Origin of the sequence: Acidithiobacillus sp. M4-SHS-6, from assembly GCF_047421495.1 — a bacterium.
In the GTDB taxonomy this organism is placed as follows: Bacteria; Pseudomonadota; Gammaproteobacteria; order Acidithiobacillales; family Acidithiobacillaceae; genus Acidithiobacillus.
Genome location: NZ_CP175559.1, coordinates 1,377,611 through 1,398,088, shown reverse-complemented (window position 1 = coordinate 1,398,088; position 20,478 = coordinate 1,377,611). Strand labels below are relative to the sequence as shown.

The following is a 20,478-nucleotide window of genomic DNA, read 5'->3' as shown; positions in this document are numbered from 1 at the left end:
GTTTCCACGCCTAAGGAGCCGCCTCTTCTTCCAGCAATGTTTCCTCAACAACGGGGTTCTCCTCCAGCGCCTCTTCCTCACCACGCGCCGGCACCGACCTGTCACTCGGTTTGCTCATCATGCCGCTGCGACCATCATAACGATTGACCACCGTGCAGCGCCGGGCAATGAATCCCCCTTTTTCGGTCTCGCTGGGCTCGATGTCAAACTCCAGGATAATATCCCGGCTGGGCAGATCGTCCGTATCCAGTTCGCGTGGCAAATCAGAAATATGGACAAATGCTGACTCATAAGGAGAATCTTCATGCCGGGTATCGGTAACCCAGAGTCGGGCGGAAATCCCCGTCAAGAAGCGAATGAAACCAAAACCCCGCTCTGCTTCCCAGCGGATGCAGATACCGCGAATACGCGAGCCCATTTCTCCCCAGGGAACACGCATATCTCCCCGCGTAGGTAACAAGCCCGGCACCAGATAGCCCGAATAAAACGCATCGGCTTCGTGCTGCAGCTCTCTGGAAACATTACGAAATGCCAACACCTCCACACGGCAGCCCTTGTTCTGCAAGGCCCTGACCACCTGCAGAAAATCACCATCCCCCGTCACCAGCAGCACTTGATCCAGACGTTCGGACTGGAGCATGACATCGACGGCCAGATCCAGATCGGCATTGGCTTTGGAGACCCGGTTACCCTCATCATCCACAAACCAGCGCACCGGCTTTTCAATGATTTTCCAGCCGAGATCGCGCACCGCCTGCTGGTAACTGCGAATACCTTCCCGGTATTCACGGTCCCTTTTCATCCGCTCGCCATCGACGGCCATATAGGTATTGAGCCGCAGAAGACGCGCCTGCTCTTCACGCGCGGCAAAGCGGCGCAGCACGTCATAACGCATGGCATAACCGCCGTTATAACGGACATTTTCCGCATCGACATACACACCAATATGCAACTCACCGTTACTCATGGATACTCAGGACTCCAGAATGGCGCCATTGGCCGCATTGCAGACCAGCTTGCGATAACGGCGCAACCAGGAAGAGGACAGGGGTTTTTCAATGGGCACCCAATGCTTGCGCCGTTCAGCCAGTTCTTCGTCACTCAGATCCACATGAATTTTGCCATTATCCAGATCCAGAGAAATGATATCACCCGCTTTCAGCAAGCCGATCGGTCCGCCTTCCGCCGCTTCGGGAGAAATATGACCAATGCAGGCACCGCGGGTCGCGCCGCTGAAACGCCCATCGGTAATGAGCGCCACACTTTCTCCCAACCCCATGCCCATGATATTGGCCGTAGGGGTCAGCATTTCCGGCATGCCGGGACCACCCTTGGGTCCTTCATAGCGGATGACCACCACATCACCCGCTTTGACCTCACCCGCCAGAATGCCTTCAGCGGCACTGTCCATGCTTTCAAAGATTTTTGCCGGGCCCGAAAAACGGCGCATTTCCGGTAGCACTGCACCAATTTTGACAATACCCCCTTCCGGCGCCAGATTACCGAAAACCACCCGCAAGCCACCCGTAGGGGCAATGGGGTCGCTGGCCAGATGAATGATTTTACTGTCTTTCACATGGGCTTCAGAAACAATTTCACGCAGACTCCGCCCACTGACGGTGGGTTTATCCAGATGCAACACATCGGGATTGCGCTTGTGCACTTCATGGAGAACGGCCGGAATACCGCCCGCACGCCCAATATCCTCAATATGCACCGTTGACAGCGCTGGCGACACCTTGGCCAGATAGGCCACCTCCTGGGCCAGATCATTGAGGCGTGCCAGAGGATACTGGATACCCGCTTCGCGGGCGATGGCGAGGGTATGCAATACCGTATTGGTGGAACCACCCATGGCCATGTCGAGGATGAAGGCATTATCAATGGCTTCAAAATCGACCAGTTGCCGCATGGTTGGTCCCCCGGCCAGGGCCAGGGCCACCACCCGATCCGCTGCCTGTCGCACCAAATCGCGGCGCTCGGCCGCCGTGGCCAGAATGGTGCCGTTGCCCGGCAGGGCAATGCCCAGCACTTCCATCAGACAATTCATGCTGTTGGCAGTGAACATACCCGAACAGGAACCGCAGCTAGGGCAGGCCTTGTCCTCGATTTCCTTGAGACGAATTTCCGTAATCTGACCCCGCTTGAACTGCCCCACGGCTTCAAAGGCGGTGACCAAATCAATGGAAGTCCCGTCCGAGAGCTTGCCGGCTTCCATCGGACCACCGGAGACAAAAACCGTCGGCACGTCACAGCGTAAGGCTCCCATGATCATACCCGGGACAATCTTGTCGCAGTTGGGAATACAAATCAGGGCATCGAGATAATGGGCCTGCACCACGGTTTCAATGGAATCGGCAATCAATTCCCGGCTCGGCAGCGAGTAGCGCATACCATCATGACCCATGATGATGCCGTCATCCACGCCAATGGTATTGAACTCGAAGGGAATGCCGCCTGCCGCACGGATATTTTCCTTGACGATACGACCGAACTCCTGCAGGTGCACATGACCGGGAATAATATCAATATAGGAATTCGCCACGCCGATAAAGGGCTTGTCCATGTCCCGGTCAGTGACCCCACAAGCCTTCAATAATGAACGATGGGGAGTCCGTTCAAAACCTTTTTTGATCATATCGGAGCGCATGTCAACCTCGAGGCATATTCAAGGGGTCAATGTCTTGCGACAGGACCCGGAAACGATGCGGTGGTGGATACGTGCCCAACCCGCCATCTTCAAGTCCATCAAGTATAGAACCAAGCGCCCCTGAGGCCAAGGCACGGACGCCCTCGCACACCCATCACAAGTGTATTCATCGCAAGCGCAGTCACCAGGACTCCGGTATCAGACTTCGCCTTCTGCTGCGGGTTGCAACCATTCGCGCCAGATGGCCAACAAGATTGCCAGAATCACCGGCCCTAAAAACAACCCGAGCAAACCAAAAGCCAGAATCCCGCCGAGCACCCCAAAAAGGACCAGCAGAAAGGGAATATGCACCGCGCTGGATATCACCAGTGGACGAATGAGATTATCAATCCAGCTCACCACCAGAGCCCCCCACAGTGCCAGCCCTATACCCGCAGCGATTTGCCCATGGACCAGAAGCCAGATACTGGCCGCTCCCCAGATCAGGGGCGTACCAAAAGGCAAAAATGAAAACAGCAGCGTCACTACGGCGAGCAATACCGGGGCGGGCAATCCTGTCACCCAGTAGCCCAGCCCCGCCAGGGCACCCTGCGCCAGCGCCGTGGCCAGAATCCCGTATATGACCGCCCGAATCGTGCTGGCTACGGTTTGTAGATAGGCGTCACCGCGCTGCCCCAGCACCTGATGTACGAAGCGGCGCAGTTGATTCAGAAGTTCCTGCCCGTAGCGATAAAAGAAAAATGCCGTGATGAGTACCAGCACCAACAAGGCTGCCAGCCGACCAATGCTGCCTGCCAGCATACCAATTCGTCCCGCCCATGCGGACAAATCCGGCGCCAGGGCGCCGGGACGAAACAGGACTTTCCAGGAAGCCGGTATCTGTTTAAGAATATCCTGGATCCAGGGATTGCTGCTCCATGAGGCGCTGATCAGCGTTTGCGCATCGCGCTGCGCCAGTTCCGTCAACACATGGTGCAATTCTGTGCCCAAAGCCATCCCGAGAAACAACACGGGAAGCATAAAAATCAGCGCCAGCACAAGGGTGGCCCCGCAAGCAGCCAACAACGGCGGCCAATGGCGGCGCATGGGCGCAGTCAGGGGCCAGGTTGCGTACACTAGAATGGCCGCCCAGACAATGGCGGGCAGAAAAGGGGAAAGAATTTTCCAGACCAGGACAAAAAAGAATAGTGCAGCGAGCAATTGCCCAAAAGCCAAGCGCAAATCGCGAACCGTCAGATCCGCGATGCGCATCTCAGCCTAAATCCGGGCGACGCCGCTTTTCCGCGCGGCAGCGGTCACTGCACCCGCTACCCATTGCCGCAGGCGCGGATCCAGAGGTTTGGGAATGAAATACTCCGGTCCGAATTCCATTCCCGCAGATCCTGAAAATCCATAGGCCTGCTGTACTTCTTTCGGTACGGGTTCCTTGGCCAAGCGTGCCAGAGCATCCACAGCGGCCAGCAGCATCGCCTGATTAATCTGGCGCGCCCGACAATCCAGGGCTCCTCGAAACAAAAAGGGAAAACCCAGAACATTATTGACCTGATTAGGCAGATCCGAGCGTCCGGTCGCCATGATGGCATCCGGCCGCAGAGCTTTGACGGCCGCCGGATCAATTTCCGGATCGGGATTCGCCAAAGCAAAAATTATGGGTTGGGGAGCCAACCCGGGTAGAGCACTTTCGGGAATGGCACCGCGCACGGACACACCAATCACCACATCGGCGCCTTCCAGCATATCGCTCAGGGTCCAATGCGCAGGTGCCGTGGCAAAAGCTTGATGCCAATGGGCCAGGTCATTGCGCCCCTCGTGCAGCACGCCATGCACATCACTGAGATATACAGACTGGACGCCCAGCACCCGCAACATGCGCGCTATGGCCAGACCGGCAGCACCGGCACCGACTATGGCGACCTTGACGCCACTAAAAGTTTTGCCCTGCAATTCCAGGGCATTTTGCAAAGCCGCAGCCACAATCACGGCGGTTCCATGCTGATCATCATGAAACACGGGAATATCCAGCAGCTTCTGCAAGGCTTCTTCCACCTGAAAACAAAGGGGAGCGGCAATATCTTCCAGATTGATGCCACCAAAACCCGGGGCAATGGCGGCCACCACATCAATCAGATGCTCCGCATCACGCGCCTGAATTTCAATATCGAAGGCATCGATGTCGGCAAAATGCTTGAAAAGGAGCGCCTTGCCTTCCATGACCGGCTTGCCGGCCAGAGGGCCAACATTTCCCAGTCCCAGCACTGCCGTACCATTACTGATCACGGCGACCAGATTGCCTTTGCCCGTATAGTCGTAGGCCTTTTCCGGATCGGCGGCTATTTCCCGCACCGGGGCGGCAACACCCGGGGTATAAGCCAGGGACAAATCATCCTGACTTTTGCAGGACTTGCTGGGAATGACCGCAAGCTTTCCAGCAGGGCTCCGGGAATGATATTCCAAAGCCCGCCGCCGCAACTCCGCCTGGGCTTCCGTGGCTTCCATGGAAATTTACTGACCGCCGCCGTAGCGCTTGCGGAATTTTTCGACCTGTCCAGCAGCTGCCACATTACGCTGCTTGCCGGTATAAAAAGGATGGCATTCGGAACACAAATCAATGTGCAGGTCACGATTCGCGGTTGAACGTGTTTTGAACACATTGCCACAACTGCAGGTGACCGTGATTTCTTCGTACTTGGGATGAATATCTGGTTTCATAATTGAGCTACTCTCGGGCCTGAATACAAAAAGGCGAATTATAGGGATAGAGGGGGCAGGCGTCCAGCCAATCCTCAACGGTTCATGGAATCAAAAAACTCCGCATTATTTTTGGTCGCACGGACCTTGTCCAGCAGGAACTCCATGGACTCCAGAGAATCCATAGGTGCCAGCAACTTGCGCAACACCCACATTTTGCTGAGCATATCCGCAGGCACCAGCAGCTCTTCCCGACGCGTTCCGGATTTATTGAGATTGATGGCTGGATAAATCCGTTTTTCGGCCAAACGACGATCCAGGTGCACTTCCATATTGCCGGTACCCTTGAATTCCTCAAAAATCACTTCATCCATCTTGGAACCCGTTTCCACCAGGGCGGTGGCGATAATGGTCAGACTACCACCTTCCTCGATGTTACGGGCAGCGCCAAAAAACCGCTTGGGCTTCTGCAGGGCATTGGCATCCACGCCCCCCGTCAACACCTTGCCCGATGAGGGCACCACGGTATTGAAGGCTCTGGCCAAACGAGTAATGGAATCCAGCAGGATGACCACATCGTGCTTGTGCTCCACCAGACGCTTGGCTTTTTCGAGAACGATTTCAGCGACCTGGGTATGTCGGGTGGCCGGTTCGTCAAAAGTCGAAGAAACCACCTCGCCTTTGACCGAGCGCTGCATGTCCGTCACTTCTTCGGGGCGCTCATCAATCAGCAATACAATCAAATAGCATTCGGGATGATTGGCAGTAATGGCATGGGCAATCTGCTGTAACAATACCGTCTTGCCGGTTTTGGGCGGTGCCACAATCAAGCCGCGCTGACCCTTGCCAATGGGTGACACCAGATCGATGATCCGCGGCGCCAATTCCCCATAAGCCACCCCGTCATATTCCAGACGCAGGGGTTCATCGGGAAACAAAGGGGTCAAATCATCAAAGTTGACCTTGTTGCGGGTCGCTTCGGGAGATTCAAAATTGATGCTTTCCACTTTGAGCAGGGCAAAATAGCGCTCCCCTTCCTTGGGTGGCCGAATTTGTCCGGAAACCGTATCACCGGTCTGCAAATGAAAGCGCCGGATTTGCGAAGGCGAAACGTAAATATCGTCCGGTCCAGCCATGTAAGACCCGGAGGCCGCCCGCAAAAAACCAAAGCCATCCTGCAGGATTTCCAGCACGCCTTCGCCATAAATCGCATCCCCATTCCGGGCATGGGCTTTCAGAATGTTGAAAATGATTTCCTGTTTTTTCTGTCGGGCAGTACCCTCCAGACCCATATCCTGACAGATGACGGCCAGTTCTGCGGCAGTTTTCCTTTTCAAATCCGTCAGATTCATCGCTGTGGCACCCGGGTTGGGCAACAGCAAAGACTCTTCTTCTTCGATCAGAATATCTTCGTTGGGAAAGGACTTGGGTATACGGGGCGATTTACGGCGGGGACGTGGTGTATTCAAAGTTGGCTATCCAAAAAGGCCGTCAGTTGGGCTTTACTCAAGGCACCCACTTTCGTTGCTTCCAGTTTTCCATTTTTGAACAGCAACAAGGTCGGGATGCCACGAATACCATACTGCGGAGGGGTGTTGGGGTTTTCGTCGATGTTGAACTTGGCGATTTGTAACTTTTCGGCATATTCAACAGCAACTTCTTCAAGAATCGGGGCGATCATTTTGCATGGGCCGCACCATTCTGCCCAAAAATCGACCAGAACAGGCTTGGAACATTGCAGTACATCCGTCTCGAAACTGTCATCAGACACATACATAATAGCATCACTCATGGGAGATAGCTCCTCTGTCTCAGTTTGGTATAGCGCCTTGGGTGGAAAGTCATCAGTTTTGGTTCATGTGGGATAATTCCAAACTCTTGAATGCACCGGACGGCGCTTGCAGGTTTGCTCTTCTTTCAGATTGAAGGTATGTGGAAGGATAGCACGATCAAACCGGGATGCAAGTAGTAATTAAGTAGTAACTCTGAATCTGCATTGCCGGAAGCGAACGCCGATAATTGTGCTCGGGAATCAAGGAATCGTCAAGACTGGCTTCCCCGGTTTCTGTTCATTACAAAACAATTTTAGTGTCCTTTTTGCAGTCGCTCATCGCCAGGGGATTGGTCAGGGAACGCGGCTGAAACGAGATAAGACCTGAAAGATCCATTTGAAAACGACATGAAAATTACGACACTCGAAATCTTGTTGTTATGAAAATGTGGCGGAGAGAGAGGGATTCGAACCCTCGATGGAGTGTTTAGCCCCATACTCCCTTAGCAGGGGAGCGCCTTCAGCCGCTCGGCCATCTCTCCGGTGGACCGATGATACCCTGTGATCCGGGTGAAGGTCAAAGCCTAGCAGGCAATCTTGAAGGCAACGAATTTTTCCGGGTTTTGAGCGTCTGACAAAGATGTATCACAATGTGCTAATTTATCAGCGCCCCTTCCATGGAGAAAATTCCCGTGACAGCCCTTCTGGTTTTGCAGGATTTAGCCAAGCGTCTTCCCGGAACACCGGACAGGTGGTTGTTTCGTGAAGCCAGCCTTGCCGTAAACACGGGGGATTTTGTGGCTATCATGGGGGAAAGCGGGGTGGGTAAAAGTACCTTGCTGCACATTATCGCCGGACTCGAACAACCCGATGCTGGCCAGATGCATTTTCAGGACCAGAACCTGAACGCCCTGGATGACGATAGCCGCACCTTGCTGCGCCGCCGCCAGATGGGCTTCGTGTTTCAGGCATTTCACCTGATTCCACAACTCAGTGTCGCCGAAAATATTGCCCTGCCCTGGCGTCTGAATGGCTTGCCGCGCAAGGATCTCTCCCAGCGTGTCCACCAGCTTGCCGAACAGTTGGGTATTGCCGGACGACTGCAGGCCTGGCCCCGGGAACTCTCCGGCGGGGAGATGCAAAGAGTTGCCGTGGCCCGGGCGATTGTTCACCACCCCGCCCTGATTCTGGCGGACGAACCGACGGGTAGCCTGGATGCCGAATCGGCCGAATCAGTCATGAATTTACTGTACACTGCACTGGAAGCCGAGGGTCCGGCAGTCCTGCTGGTTACCCACTCCCCCGCCGCCGCCCAACGTGCCCAACGACTATTGCGCTTTGATGCCCAAGGATTTCATCCTCTGTGATCACCCGTATTCCTTGGCAGGCGGCTGTCTGGCGGCCTCTGCAACAACGCCCCGGCGCGACCATGCTCGCCATCGTCGGCATCGCCCTGGGGGTAGCCCTGGGGCTGGCCATTGCCCTCATCAATGTCCAGGCCGTCAGTGATTTCACGGCGGGGCTGCGGCGTCTGGCGGGTCAGGCTGACCTGACCCTCAGCGCCCCCGGACCGGGCTTTGCCGATAGCTGGTATTCCCGCCTGAGCATGGCGCCAGGAGTGGCGGTCGCTGCTCCAGAGATCCGCCTGCAGGCGTCAATCGTGCATCCCGCCCATGAAGCACCACTGCACATTCTGGGGATAGATGCCTTTCAGGCGCTCAGGATGGGACAACCCTTGGTCCCCCTCAATCTGCATAACCCCCTGGCACTGCTGGAGCCCCAGAATATCGCCCTGAGTCCGGCCGCCATGCAGTCCTTGGACTTGAAAGTAGGCGACCATTTGACGGTCAACGCCGCTGGTCGCCCGCGCCGCCTCCACATCATCGGCGAGTTGCCAGATATCCGCAGCCTAGGAGCCATTGGGGTCATGGATATTGCCGCTGTCCAATGGTTATGGGGGCGTGGAGGACAGATCAACCAAATCGACTTGCGCCTGCGACCTGGCATCAGCAATGCGGCATTTGCAAAAAAATGGCAGCCACTGCTCCCCCCCGGAGCCGTACTGGAAAGCCCTGCTCAACAGGGTCGAGTCGCTGCCGATGCGTCCAGGGCCTATCGCATCAATCTGCTGGTACTCTCCCTGGTGGCCCTGTTCACCGGGGCATTTCTGGTATATGCCACCCTGGCCATGGGTGTGGTGCGCCAACGTCAACAACTCGCCCTGTTGCGGGTATTGGGTTTGCGCCGCCGGGAAATCATTTTTGCGGTCCTGCTGCAGGGGTTGACCCTGGGCGTGCCAGGCGCCCTGTTGGGCTTGCCACTGGGTGTGGTCGCCGCCAGTCTGGCTCTGACTCATCTGGGAGGCGATCTGGGGGCAGGCTATTTCACTGGATCGGCCTTGCAACTCCATGGGCATCCCCTGCTGATGGGCCTGTTTTTTGCCGCCGGCATTGCTGCCGCACTCATCGGTGCTTTCCTGCCCGCCTGGGAAACCAGCCATACTGCCCCGGCACAAGCCCTACGCGCTGGCGCTGAAGAACAGAGATATCTTCATCGTCAGCATTCCTACATCGGTTTCCTGCTCTTGCTGCTGGCTCTGCTGGGCGCACTGGCGCCCGCCATCGACGGAATCCCCTATCTGGCTTACGGTGCCATTGCCTGTCTGCTTTTCGCCCTGCTCTTTTTACTCACCCCCCTGCTGCGTCTGATTATCCATCTCATCCCGCTCCCCAGAGCGGCACTCTGGCGTCTGGCTCTGCAACAATTACGCGGCGCTCCCGGACGGGCAGCCCATAGCCTCGCAGCGGTGGTGGTAGCCTTCAGTCTGGTGGTAGCCATGGCCATCATGGTGGGCTCCTTTCGGGATTCTGTGGCCAACTGGCTGAGCGATATTTTGCGTGCCGATCTGTATGTACAGGCTGGCATGAACAAGGATGTCCTGCTCCCGGCGGGCAGTGCAAAGTCCCTCTGTCAACTTGCTGATGTCAGTCATTGCTCCCCCCTGCGCCGGATCGCGCTCAATCTTCTCCCCGGACATCCGCCCGTTACCTTGCTGGCACGTGGCATGAATCTGCAGAACCCCGGACGGGAAATTCAGATAATTCGCGCCGTACCCTTGAAAACTCTGTCTACGCCGCCCATATGGATATCGGATATTCTGGCGGGAATCAGCCACTGGCGGCTGGGTCAGCAGGTGCAGATTCCCTTGGGCGGACAACAGCGCACGGTCAGCATCGCCGGTATTTACCGGGACTATGCCTATCAGGAGGGATCCATTTCCATGCCCATTCAGGAATATCGCCGTTGGTCCCATGATGAGGGAGTCAACGGCGTGGCCCTGTGGTTGCGCCCTCATGTGCCAATTGCTGCGGCACTGGCGCAACTGCATCAGCAAATCCCCGACGCCCGACAGTTCTTGATTGCCACCCCCCGGGAAATTCGCCAACACAGTTTGCAAATATTCAACCAGAGTTTTGCCGCCACCTACGCCCTGGAAGCGGTCGCCATGATTATCGGCCTGCTCGGCGTGAGCAGTGGCTTTGGGGCCCAAACCCTGATGCGACGCAACGAATTTGCCATGCTCAGACATGTGGGACTGCGTCAGCGTGATCTGCTGACCCTTCTTTTTGTCGAAGGCAGTATCCTCTCCCTGTCCGGCATGGTGATCGGCGGCGGTCTGGGTCTGGCCATCAGCGTCATCCTGATTATGGTGGTCAATCCCGAATCCTTTCACTGGCACATGGGTTTCCAGCCACCCTGGCCCTCGTTGGGTCTGCTCGGTCTCATCTTGTGGATGGCCAGCACCGGGACCATGATCCTCGCGGGGCGACAGGCCCTGCGCCACGGCTCGGTGGTGATACGCGATGACTAAGCCGCATTTCTGGACACCCTCACGGCGATTCATGGGCCGCTGCGCAGGGCCTATATTCCTCTTGCTGCCGTTCCTGCTGCTGAGTCCCTGTCCGGCTGCCGGACTCCCGCCAGCAGTGCTGCCCTTGCAGCCCACTCCCCAAGTGCAAGTGACGCCACAGCACCCCCTGCAATTTCCCGGTGCCTATGGCAGTCACCCAGATTTCCCCATCGAATGGTGGTACATCACCGGTTGGCTTCAGGATAGTGCGGGGCACTCCCTCGGTTTTCAACTGACTTTTTTCCGGGTGCGACCCAGCAAAGTCTGGGCGAACCCCAGCGCCTTCAATCCCCGCCAACTGATATTTGCCGAGGCCGCCATCAGTGATCCGCGCATCGGCCATCTGCTGACGGCGCAGCGCATCGCCAGGGCAGGGCTGGATGTGGCCGGGGCTGACCGCGACCATACCCAGGTCTGGATTCGCCACTGGTTCCTGCGCCAGACTCCTAACGGCTACCGCGCCGAAATCCAGGGGAAGGACATGGGCTATGTACTGCAGTTCCGCCTGACCCAAGCGCCCCTGCTGGAAGGCCCCCAAGGCATCAGCCAGAAAGGTCCCAATCCCCACAATGCCAGCTACTATTACAGCATTCCGCACCTGCAAGTCAGCGGGCAAATCCGCATCCAGGGCAAAAGTCAATCTGTAGAAGGCGAGGCCTGGCTGGACCATGAATGGTCTGCGGCTTACCTGCCGTCCTCGGCAGTAGGCTGGGACTGGCTGGGGCTGAATCTGGACCATGGCGGCGCGCTCATGCTCTTCATGATGCGCCGTGCCGACGGCAGTCCAGTCTGGCTGTCCGCTACCCAGCGTCTGGCCAATGGGCAGGTACACTATTTTCATGGCGGGCAGATTCACATGCAGCCCACAGGATGGTGGCAATCCCCTCAGACTGGCATTCGTTATCCGGTGCGTTGGCAAATTCAGGTGGGGGACCAGCATTTTACCATCGCACCGCTGATGGACAATCAGGAATATAACGCCAGCCAGAGTAGCGGCACCATCTACTGGGAAGGTGCAGTTAGTGCATTGAATGCTCATAGCACTATAGGGCGCGGATATCTGGAATTGACGGGTTACAGCAGGGGCTTTTTCCCCATGAAGTAAACCTTCAATTTGTTTTGCCGTACAGCTGCAATATAACGAATCGATTGTGGAAAACCTGACCTTGCTGTGGATCAGCCGGCTATCTGCTGCTTGTCCGCATCGGCTGTCGCTTCCATTTTGGCTTCAGGGTCCTGTCCCGTAAAAGCATCCGCATCATGATTCACCATGATTTCCCCATCGGCGATCTGCTCCAGATTTTGTCGGGCAGGCTCAGGCAAGAGAAAAGTCAATAATAATCCCGTCATGCTGAAGACAAAGGTGAGCAAAAGCGTATTTTCTATACCCATCGTCTGAAGCAATATGGGAAATAGAAATACGCCAATAAATGCGCCTACCTTGGCGGTACCCGCAGAAATACCCGCTGCAGTGGATCGTAAATGGGCAGGATAAACTTCTGATGCCAGTACGAAGGTGGTGGTATTGGGGCCGAATTCTGCAAAAAAATAGCTGACCGCATACAGGGCAATAAAAACGGCAAAATCCCCCGCAATATTGGGAATAATACCAATGGCCAGAAATGCCATGCCCATGCAAAAAAATCCAATCCACTGCAAGCGGCGGTGGCCAATGCGATCCAGGGTCAACGCCGCCAGAAAATAACCAGGAACTGCAGCAATGGCAAACACAATCCAGCTCCAGGCAATATTGGCCATCAACCTACCATGCGGGGCCAAGGCATGCATGATCATGGGGGTCGAAATGGTGTTCCCATAATACGCATAGTCGAAAGCAAACCAGGCTCCGGCCGTACCCAATAAATACCGCCAGTAATATCGCAATGGCTTGGGGGAAACGGCTGATTCGTCGCTAGGATGCGCCGCTGGCTTGGCCCGATTCAGCCAACGTGGTGATTCCGGCATGCCACGCCGCATCCAGTAAGCACCCAGAGCCGGAAACGCCCCTAGTCCCAACATGATGCGCCAGGCCAGATCATGATCAATTTGTGCGGCCAACAACGCCAGAGCGATACCAGGACCAATCAACACCCCCAGTGCCTGAAAGGAAAAAGTCAGACCCACCAATAGTCCACGATTGTCCCGATTGGCATATTCGCTCATAATAACCGACGATAAGGGATAATCTCCTCCCACCCCAAGGCCGAGAATAAAGCGAAAAACAATCAAGGTCGTAATGTCGTTGGCACAGGCGGACCCGAGTGCACCCAGCACCATCAACAGGGCTTCGATGCCGTAAATTTTTCGCCGCCCGTATATGTCCCCGATTCTGCCAAAAAAATAAGCGCCCAAGAGTACGGCAATCAAGGAAATAGAGCCGATCAAACCCATCATGAAGGCATCAGGATGCCATTCCTGACGGATCAAGGCCAAGGCATAGCCAATAATGAACAAATCGTAGGCTGCAGAAAAAAAGCCCAACCCGGCGGTTAACATGGTTTTCAAGTGAAAAAGCCCGAGAGCAGCCTCATTCAACTCGGCTACGGACGAAACAGATGTGTTTGCTGATTTCATATACCTAGACGGACTTATTTGAACGGAATAGGGTTATTTGCAGACAGACAGTTTATTGAGCTGACCAACCCCCTGTCCTGCAAAAATCACCCCAGCCGGATGCACCGGATAACCCGCAATTTTCAGTGCCGTGATAGTCCAGGCATTGCAGGTATGAAAAGCATCGTAGGTACCCGGTGAGGCAAAAAATTTGCTGCGAGGATAAGGCCCAACGCAACATCTGTCAACCAGCCTGTAGAGTTTAAGTTAAAACAGAAAGACGAATGATTTCGAGAAAAGACGCCACCAAATGCCCATAAGCGCTACGATGCAATACGCTCAGAGTATGTGGAATCTTGGGTTGAATGGGAATCAGGCACACCCCCACTTGCTGCTCTGGGGGCAACAAACCAGACGCAAAGCCTACACCGATACCATTACGCACGGCGCTGCGCACTGCCGCAAGGCCACTAAACTCATAGTGGATATCTGGATAGAAACCCGCGTTTCGGAGGGCGTTGATGGCGTCTTCCCGTATTCCAGAACCGGCCTCACGCCAGATCAGCTTTTCTGTGGCGAGCATCTCCAAGGGAATCTCTGATAAGGCGGCGAATGGATGTGACGCCGGAACCAGGGCCGAAATTTCCGTTTCGATCAGCACGGTCCGCTCCCATTCCGACGGATTACGGAGCATTTCGTCCGCACTTTCAATAAAAATCAGATCGGATTCATCCCGATGCATCCAGGCTTGATGGCTGTTCACGGTGGTTGTTCGAACATTCACTGCGGGATATTTTCGGCAGTACGCTCCCACTATCAGGGGCAATAAATACTCGGCATTGGTATGGCTTGCGGCTATGCGTAAGGTGCCACGTAACAGATTCCTGGATTTATTGCGGATCCCCTGCATTTCCTGGAGCACGGCTTCGATATCCTCTCCAGCTCTTTGGAGGATCTTGCCCATTTCCGTAGGCTCAATGCCGCGCGAAGTCCTTTGATATAACGGCTCACCCAACCAATCCCGTAAGCGCTTCAGTTGGTGAGAAACTGCAGGTTGACTCAAATACAGACTCTTGCTGGCCGCCTGTAGATTGCGGAGTTGAGCTACGCGCGCCCAGACCAGTAGTAATGAGGGATCAATTTTTTCCATGTTCTTGTGCGTACCGTAAAGGCTGTACAGGAGGGCAGCAAACGACCAGGCAGCGATCAGGCAGAAAGGACATCAGCAAATACTCATCCTCCCACCCGCATCATGAATACGGGCGCCGAACGTTCTGGCACATTCTCAAAAAAGGGCGCTGGGGTGTGTCCAACAGTCGTGCCGCGTAGCCTGACACCGGATAACGCCTCCGCATGGCCGATCCATCTTCCGCTGCTCCCGGTAAAGCGACCCAGTGGGCCAACTGCTTTCGCAATCCTGCAGAATCATTTCGTTCCGGGAATAGTCATCATAGGGTAGTCGTCGCATGTCGTCTGTCTCTATGCGTAGATTTTGCCGGGATAAATGGTGATCCGGGATTTGTCTGTCCAGACTTCCTGAATTTTTCCTATACTCTCCGCGTCTTCCAAGGTATCGATAATGATCCTGGCCCAGTGATCCAGATCGGTGCTCCGGAGCTTGGGCAGGCGCAGCACGGTGGTGGCCAGACGTGCCCCCCAAACAAACTTGGGGCCATGCAGGTAGGTGAAATGTCCTTGAGCCGCACTATCCTCACTGGCTTCGCGGATGATGATCTCCCCGATGCCCTTGCTGCGCAAGCGCGCATCGGAGGACAAAGGACTGGCCCCACTGCAACTCACCTGCAGAATTCGGCATCCCCCTGCCTTTTCTGCGCTATGCACCAGACGCCGGGGGATCTCGATGTGTATCTCCTCGAAATCGCCGCGCCTGGCGGGAGGCAGATCAATGCGGCTCGGGTGAATCTCGCGATGGATGCTGACCAGGTTAATCACGGCATCCGCCTGTGAAACCAGGGTATCCAGCGTGTTCCGGTCATATCGCGCTACCTGATGCACCTGGACGTCGTGAAGCTGGGCGAATTTGGGTTTCGCCGCATTGGCATCCCGGGTACTCACCAGCACGCGGAATGCCTTTTGTGCCAGTTGCTGGACGAGCTTCTGCCCGAGAAAACCGCTGCCGCCCATCACCAGGACATCGTACGGCCTATTCTGACGGATCATTTTGTCTTCCTCTCTGGTCAGCATTGTTGACGCCCGTGATACAAGTTCACTACATGCTGTGCTTCAATGAAGAACAGCCACCGCTCCACCCCGAATCCGGCAAGAACCAGCAGCGCCGCCAGGATCGCAAGGATCATGACCTGTCCCCACAACGCGATGGCCAGAAACAGCAGGGGTAAGACGATCGCCACCAGATACATCATCGTCTTGATGCCGCGCGCTTTGGCCGGCGCGAGTTGATGACCGAATTCTTCTGTCAGGAAGGTTCCAAAGGTATGCCCCTGATCCAAAATGCGCACCGAGAACCGATTAAAGCCCGTGGCGGTGCGAATCGTGGGACCGCCAGGGCGCCGCATCCAGAAGTAGTAAATCCCCTTGAGCACTCCCGCTGCCACCAATAAGGCGGCGGCCATCCCGATGAGCGCCGGAGCAGGCTGCCCGGTGGTAGCTTGATGTATGGCGGCTAGCCAGGTGGCACCAATGGCGAGTCCCATCGCATAAAAATTGGCGGGCACCAAGGGCGTATTCCATTGTCGCATCGTCCGCAAGACAGCATAAATCATTCCCTGACAAAAAATCGTGATCAGGCCAATAATAGCGGCCAGATTGGCGAGTATCAGGCCAATGACATCATGGGTGCCGCCCGTAAAAAACGTCCAGACCAGGTATAAAAAGGCAAAGGGATAGTAGGCCACGGCGAAAACACCTTCACGGGCCAGCCACGAGGTTCTCCACCGGGTAAATGCCCTCCAGGCGTTCTTGGGATTGGCGAGGTGGGCCGTGGAGGACAGAAGTCCAATGGACACAAAAGCCATGGAGATGATCAGGGCTATCATGGTCTGCAAGGGATTGAGCCCACCGTCAATCTGAAAATCATTGACGATGGCGGTCAAGGCCATCAGCCCAAATCCGCCGCCCGAAAAGAGCGTTAAAAATATGACGGCTAATGCAGGATGCATATCACTTCTCCTTTATCGCGTAACGGCCTGATGAATCCAGTCCTTGACCTGCCGTATTCCCCGTTTTTTCAGGTCTTCTGTCGGGATGGGACGTTCTGGCCGGGGCGGTAAATATTTATTGCTCGGCTGATAATTCAACTCAGGCATCAACTCATATCCGCCACGCTCGCGCACGGCCCGACTCACGGGACTTTCGGGATCATCAAAATCCCCAAACATCCGGGCATGGGCAGGGCAGGTCAGCACACAGGCTGGCTGGCGTTCTTCTTCCGGAATTTCCATGTCGTAAATGCGGTCCACGCAGAGGGTGCATTTTTTCATGGTGCCCGATGCCCTATCCAGTTCACGGGCGCCATAGGGGCATGCCCAAGAGCAGTAATTACAGCCCATGCATTTGTTCTGATCGACCAAAACAATGCCATCCTCGGCTCTTTTATAAGAGGCTCCGGTGGGGCATACCGTGACGCATTCCGCATTCTCACAATGCATACAGGACATCGGGAAATTAATGGTTTTGTTGTGCGGATAATCGCCCACTTCGAAATGGCGAATACGGTTAAACCAAACTCCTGAAGGAGCGGCCCCATAAGGATGGTAGTCGGTCAGCGGCGCCGTGGTACCGCTGGTGTTCCATTCCTTGCAGGCCACCGCACAGGCATGACAACCGACACAGGTATCCAGATCAATCACTAAGCCGAGTCTCATAGTGGTCTCCTCACGATTTCAGGTTAACGGGCGGATGCGTGTGATAGCGCAAGCGATCCACGGGCTTGGGCTCTTCGGGTAAGGGCTTGATGGTCGGGAATGTCGGCCAGGTGCCCTCTTCACCGGGGGCTGCGGGATAAATGCGCACCCGCAGATCGTACCAGGCCGCCTGACCCGTGATGGGGTCCGAGTTGGTTAAACGCCGCTCACCCTTTTTCTCCGGTAACAATTCGGAAATCAAATGATTCATCAAAAAACCGCGCGTCGCTTCCGGGGCATCCGGTGAGAGCGCCCATGCTCCGGATTGCTTACCGATGGCGTTCCAGGTCCACACGGTATCTTCCTGGCAACCTTCGATCAGTTTGACCTGCACCCGGATCTTGCCATTATGACTTTCCACCCAGACCCAGCTCTTGTCCGCAATGCCAAGATATTCACCCCGTTGTCGATTCATGTAGAGAAAATTCTGCGCAATGATCTGTCGTAACCAGGCATTTTGGCTATCCCAGGAATGGTACATCATCATGGGCCGTTGATTGACGGCGAAGAAGGGATACTCTGCGGCATCCACGCGCTGTTGTTCCAGGGGTTCATACCAGAACGGCAAAGGATCGAAATATTTCACCAGACGCGCCCTGTCCGCTGGCTGCTGCGGGCAAGGTCCGTCATACACCCCTTCTCCCGCCAAACGAAAGCGTTGCAAGGGCTCGGAATATATTTCGATGAACATGGGTTCGGCTTTGGGAATGTAAGCGGCCTCCACCGCGAATTCCAGATATTCCTGATTGACGAAGCGAAAATAACGCAAATTCATCGGCAGGTGATGCTGAAAGAAACTTTGATGTTCTATGTAGGCTTCCCATTGCCGGGGATTGGGTTCTCCCCGTAAGTGTTGATCCCCATTCTTGCCCCGCCAGCCCGACAGAAATCCAATTCCCGGTTCTTTTTGATAGTTGACGATAAAATCCTTGTAGTCCTGGTACCGCTTTTCGCCGTTTTCATGGACAAAAGCCGGGAATTGTAGTCTTCCTGCCAGATCCACCAGGACTTCCTGCCAGGCGCGCACATCACGGTTGGGTGGGAGAATCGGATGACGAATGGAATCGCAGACCGCATCCGCCTCCGATATGGGGCGATCCAGCATGGATAAGGTATCGTAACGCTCCAAATAGGTCGTATCGGGCAACACCAGGTCCGCGAAATTCACCATTTCCGAATGATAGGCATCGGAGACCACAATGAAAGGAATGCGATACTCCCCATCCTGCGCATCCTTGGCCATCAGCATCTTCTGGATTTCGACCGTGTTCATGCTGCTATTCCAGGCCATGTTGGCCATGAACAGAATCAACGTATCGATGCGGTAGGGATCATAATTATGGGCATTGGTAATGACCATATGCAGCAAGCCCTGTATGGACAGTGGCGTCTCCCAGGAGAACGCCTTGTCTATGCGTTTGGGGTTACCCTGTTCGTCGATGACCAAATCCTCGGGCCCCGTGGGATAGCCCAACGGAGAGGAATCCAATGGCTGATTCGGAGCGCTATGCTGTGCCGGCTTGATCGGCGGGGGAACCGGTTTGGGATAGGGTGGCTTGGCACAGAAACCGCCCGGACAATCGATGGTTCCCAGCAGAATCTGAATTAAATGAATCGCTCGCGCGGACTGAAAGCCATTGGAATGCGCAGATACCCCGCGCATGGCGTACATGGAAACCGGGCGACCGATAAACTTGTCGTGCTTGCGGCCTGCCCAGTCTGTCCATTCGCAGGCAATTTCAATCGTTTCTTCAAAAGCGATATGGGCCATTTCCAGAGCGAGACGTTCGATCGTCTCAGCAGGAACGCCGGTAATCGGACTCACCTGTTCCGGGGAAAAGGCCGCATCCAGATATTTTTCCACCATCAAGGACATGACGGTGCGAACTTTTCGCCCATCAGGAGTGAGGTGTTCACCGAGCAAGGAAGGATGCGTGCCTGAAGCCATGCCATCCGCGAAATGCTGGTCATTCCCATCCCAAATCATCGGATGACCGTCCGCATTGCGCCAAAAAAGCCCATGATCACTGCGGCCAGGTTCGTCAAAAATTAAAAATGGTGCATTGGTATAGCGAATCAGAAAATCCCAATCGAAGAGTTCACGTTTCAGGAGAACGTGGACCATGGAGAGGGCCAGAAGACCATCCGTGCCGGGTCTGATAGCCACCCACTCATCGGCAATCGCCTGATACCCGGTGCGTGCCGGATTGATGGCGACGAATTTGGCCCCTCTTCTCTTGAGTTTTTCCAGGGCGATTTTAATGGGATTGGAGGCATGATCCTCTGCCACGCCCCAGAGCATGAAATATTTGGTGCGATCCCAGTCCGGATCGCCAAATTCCCAAAAAGCAAAAGGCAACATGTACAGCCCGCCAGCGGCCATGTTGACGGAACAAAAACCGCCATGTGCGGACCAGTTCAGGGTGCCGAATTGCTGTGCCCACAAGCCTGTCAGCGCCTGCATCTGATCGCGACCCGTAAAAAAAGCCAGTTTGTCCGGGTCCGTTGAGCGGATTTTTTGAAGACGCTCTGTGAGCATGTCCAAAGCCTTTTCCCAGGTGATGGGCACAAAGGCTCCCGCTCCGCGCTCGGTCCCCGGTTTTCGGAGCAGGGGCTGATGCAGTTTTGCTGGAGAATTCTGTTTCATGATCCCGGCCGAACCCTTGGCGCACAGTACGCCCTGGTTCGTCGGATGATTGCGATTCCCCTGAATAAAACGCACATTATCGTTTTCGATCGTCACCTTAATGCCGCAACGACATGCGCACATATAACATGTGGAATACTCAATTCGTTGATTCTTGTGATCTTCGAAGACGGTAGCACTGTCAGTCATATCAGCTCCTACATCGTTGGCCTGTGCCAAAGATTTTAGAAAACAAACCCGATTATTACCAATCCAATTGCTGAATAGCCATATTCTCATCAAGAATATCAGCCGAACCGAGTGTACTTGTTCAGATGTTCATCGGCACTCGCTCCTGGCTTTCCCCTTGAGCATAGGAACCGAAAGCCGCCCCTG

The 20,478-nt window shown here is 55.1% G+C and carries 17 protein-coding genes and 1 tRNA gene; 3 read left to right on the top strand and 15 right to left on the bottom strand.

Annotation, left to right across the window (positions count from 1 at the left end):
• Positions 1 to 10: 10 nt before the first annotated feature.
• From ACJU26_RS07125 to ACJU26_RS07090, 8 genes are all read right to left on the bottom strand, one after another.
• On the bottom strand, positions 11 to 967 hold the full coding sequence (locus ACJU26_RS07125; RefSeq protein ID WP_414041806.1) for an NYN domain-containing protein: 957 nt from the start codon (positions 965 to 967) through the stop codon (positions 11 to 13).
• Positions 968 to 973: 6 nt separating this feature from the next.
• Entirely contained in the window at positions 974 to 2,650 is a 1,677-nt protein-coding gene (gene ilvD, locus ACJU26_RS07120) for a dihydroxy-acid dehydratase (RefSeq protein WP_414041805.1), read from the bottom strand.
• A gap of 198 nt (positions 2,651 to 2,848) precedes the next feature.
• Positions 2,849 to 3,901: an AI-2E family transporter gene (locus ACJU26_RS07115; protein ID WP_414041804.1), complete on the bottom strand. Its 1,053-nt coding sequence runs from the start codon at positions 3,899 to 3,901 to the stop codon at positions 2,849 to 2,851.
• Between the two features lie 6 nt (positions 3,902 to 3,907).
• The gene (locus tag ACJU26_RS07110) at positions 3,908 to 5,146 is read right to left on the bottom strand and encodes a malic enzyme-like NAD(P)-binding protein (RefSeq protein ID WP_414041803.1); all 1,239 of its coding nucleotides are present in this window, start codon (positions 5,144 to 5,146) and stop codon (positions 3,908 to 3,910) included.
• A 6-nt stretch (positions 5,147 to 5,152) separates the two neighbouring features.
• Positions 5,153 to 5,359 (bottom strand): 50S ribosomal protein L31, encoded by a 207-nt coding sequence (gene rpmE, locus ACJU26_RS07105; protein WP_414041802.1) that lies wholly within the window; start codon positions 5,357 to 5,359, stop codon positions 5,153 to 5,155.
• Between the two features lie 74 nt (positions 5,360 to 5,433).
• Entirely contained in the window at positions 5,434 to 6,690 is a 1,257-nt protein-coding gene (rho, locus tag ACJU26_RS07100; protein ID WP_414041951.1) for a transcription termination factor Rho, read from the bottom strand.
• Positions 6,691 to 6,803: 113 nt separating this feature from the next.
• Positions 6,804 to 7,130 carry a thioredoxin TrxA gene (gene trxA / locus ACJU26_RS07095; protein WP_101538327.1) on the bottom strand — a complete coding sequence of 109 codons (327 nt, stop codon included), beginning with the start codon at positions 7,128 to 7,130 and terminating at the stop codon, positions 6,804 to 6,806.
• A 428-nt stretch (positions 7,131 to 7,558) separates the two neighbouring features.
• Positions 7,559 to 7,651 (bottom strand) — tRNA-Ser (locus tag ACJU26_RS07090).
• A gap of 150 nt (positions 7,652 to 7,801) precedes the next feature.
• On the opposite strand from ACJU26_RS07090, the gene ACJU26_RS07085 reads away from it, so the two are divergent.
• Genes ACJU26_RS07085 through ACJU26_RS07075 form a run of 3 tightly spaced genes read left to right on the top strand, consistent with a single transcriptional unit; the run spans position 7,802 to position 12,124 of the window.
• Positions 7,802 to 8,476, top strand: coding sequence for an ABC transporter ATP-binding protein (locus tag ACJU26_RS07085; protein WP_414041801.1), 675 nt, complete (start codon positions 7,802 to 7,804; stop codon positions 8,474 to 8,476).
• Positions 8,473 to 10,980: an ABC transporter permease gene (locus ACJU26_RS07080; RefSeq protein ID WP_414041800.1), complete on the top strand. Its 2,508-nt coding sequence runs from the start codon at positions 8,473 to 8,475 to the stop codon at positions 10,978 to 10,980. The genes ACJU26_RS07085 and ACJU26_RS07080 overlap by 4 nt, the downstream gene beginning before the upstream one ends.
• Entirely contained in the window at positions 10,973 to 12,124 is a 1,152-nt protein-coding gene (locus ACJU26_RS07075; RefSeq protein ID WP_414041799.1) for a lipocalin-like domain-containing protein, read from the top strand. The genes ACJU26_RS07080 and ACJU26_RS07075 overlap by 8 nt, the downstream gene beginning before the upstream one ends.
• Before the next feature lie 71 nt (positions 12,125 to 12,195).
• Here the strand turns inward: ACJU26_RS07075 and ACJU26_RS07070 are convergent, their stop codons facing one another.
• The 7 genes from ACJU26_RS07070 to ACJU26_RS07040 all read right to left on the bottom strand — a co-directional run bounded on the left by ACJU26_RS07070 (position 12,196) and on the right by ACJU26_RS07040 (position 20,292).
• A complete protein-coding gene (locus ACJU26_RS07070) occupies positions 12,196 to 13,515 on the bottom strand; it encodes an MFS transporter (RefSeq protein WP_414041950.1) in 1,320 nt (439 codons plus the stop codon).
• 111 nt (positions 13,516 to 13,626) lie between these two features.
• Complete coding sequence (locus tag ACJU26_RS07065; protein WP_414041949.1) at positions 13,627 to 13,824, bottom strand: DUF2459 domain-containing protein; 198 nt, start codon at positions 13,822 to 13,824, stop codon at positions 13,627 to 13,629.
• Between the two features lie 10 nt (positions 13,825 to 13,834).
• Positions 13,835 to 14,722, bottom strand: a complete 888-nt coding sequence (locus ACJU26_RS07060; protein ID WP_414041798.1) for a LysR family transcriptional regulator — start codon at positions 14,720 to 14,722, stop codon at positions 13,835 to 13,837.
• A gap of 329 nt (positions 14,723 to 15,051) precedes the next feature.
• Positions 15,052 to 15,753 carry an NAD-dependent epimerase/dehydratase family protein gene (locus ACJU26_RS07055; RefSeq protein ID WP_414041797.1) on the bottom strand — a complete coding sequence of 234 codons (702 nt, stop codon included), beginning with the start codon at positions 15,751 to 15,753 and terminating at the stop codon, positions 15,052 to 15,054.
• Positions 15,754 to 15,770: 17 nt separating this feature from the next.
• Positions 15,771 to 16,712, bottom strand: a complete 942-nt coding sequence (locus ACJU26_RS07050) for a dimethyl sulfoxide reductase anchor subunit family protein (protein ID WP_414041796.1) — start codon at positions 16,710 to 16,712, stop codon at positions 15,771 to 15,773.
• Positions 16,713 to 16,724: 12 nt separating this feature from the next.
• Positions 16,725 to 17,417 carry a 4Fe-4S dicluster domain-containing protein gene (locus tag ACJU26_RS07045; protein ID WP_414041795.1) on the bottom strand — a complete coding sequence of 231 codons (693 nt, stop codon included), beginning with the start codon at positions 17,415 to 17,417 and terminating at the stop codon, positions 16,725 to 16,727.
• Positions 17,418 to 17,427: 10 nt separating this feature from the next.
• Positions 17,428 to 20,292 carry a molybdopterin oxidoreductase family protein gene (locus ACJU26_RS07040; RefSeq protein WP_414041794.1) on the bottom strand — a complete coding sequence of 955 codons (2,865 nt, stop codon included), beginning with the start codon at positions 20,290 to 20,292 and terminating at the stop codon, positions 17,428 to 17,430.
• Between the last annotated feature and the right edge of the window lie 186 nt (positions 20,293 to 20,478).

Bases quoted from the DNA above. Each gene is read 5' to 3' on its own strand.
- ACJU26_RS07125 (WP_414041806.1), bottom strand. From the start codon at position 967: ATGAGTAACGGTGAGTTGCATATTGGTGTGTATGTCGATGCGGAAAAT.
- ilvD (WP_414041805.1), bottom strand. From the start codon at position 2,650: ATGCGCTCCGATATGATCAAAAAAGGTTTTGAACGGACTCCCCATCGT.
- ACJU26_RS07115 (WP_414041804.1), bottom strand. From the start codon at position 3,901: ATGCGCATCGCGGATCTGACGGTTCGCGATTTGCGCTTGGCTTTTGGG.
- ACJU26_RS07110 (WP_414041803.1), bottom strand. From the start codon at position 5,146: ATGGAAGCCACGGAAGCCCAGGCGGAGTTGCGGCGGCGGGCTTTGGAA.
- rpmE (WP_414041802.1), bottom strand. From the start codon at position 5,359: ATGAAACCAGATATTCATCCCAAGTACGAAGAAATCACGGTCACCTGC.
- rho (WP_414041951.1), bottom strand. From the start codon at position 6,690: ATGAATCTGACGGATTTGAAAAGGAAAACTGCCGCAGAACTGGCCGTC.
- trxA (WP_101538327.1), bottom strand. From the start codon at position 7,130: ATGAGTGATGCTATTATGTATGTGTCTGATGACAGTTTCGAGACGGAT.
- ACJU26_RS07075 (WP_414041799.1), top strand. From the start codon at position 10,973: ATGACTAAGCCGCATTTCTGGACACCCTCACGGCGATTCATGGGCCGC.
- ACJU26_RS07070 (WP_414041950.1), bottom strand. From the start codon at position 13,515: ATGTTAACCGCCGGGTTGGGCTTTTTTTCTGCAGCCTACGATTTGTTC.
- ACJU26_RS07060 (WP_414041798.1), bottom strand. From the start codon at position 14,722: ATGGAAAAAATTGATCCCTCATTACTACTGGTCTGGGCGCGCGTAGCT.
- ACJU26_RS07055 (WP_414041797.1), bottom strand. From the start codon at position 15,753: ATGATCCGTCAGAATAGGCCGTACGATGTCCTGGTGATGGGCGGCAGC.
- ACJU26_RS07050 (WP_414041796.1), bottom strand. From the start codon at position 16,712: ATGCATCCTGCATTAGCCGTCATATTTTTAACGCTCTTTTCGGGCGGC.
- ACJU26_RS07045 (WP_414041795.1), bottom strand. From the start codon at position 17,417: ATGAGACTCGGCTTAGTGATTGATCTGGATACCTGTGTCGGTTGTCAT.
- ACJU26_RS07040 (WP_414041794.1), bottom strand. From the start codon at position 20,292: ATGACTGACAGTGCTACCGTCTTCGAAGATCACAAGAATCAACGAATT.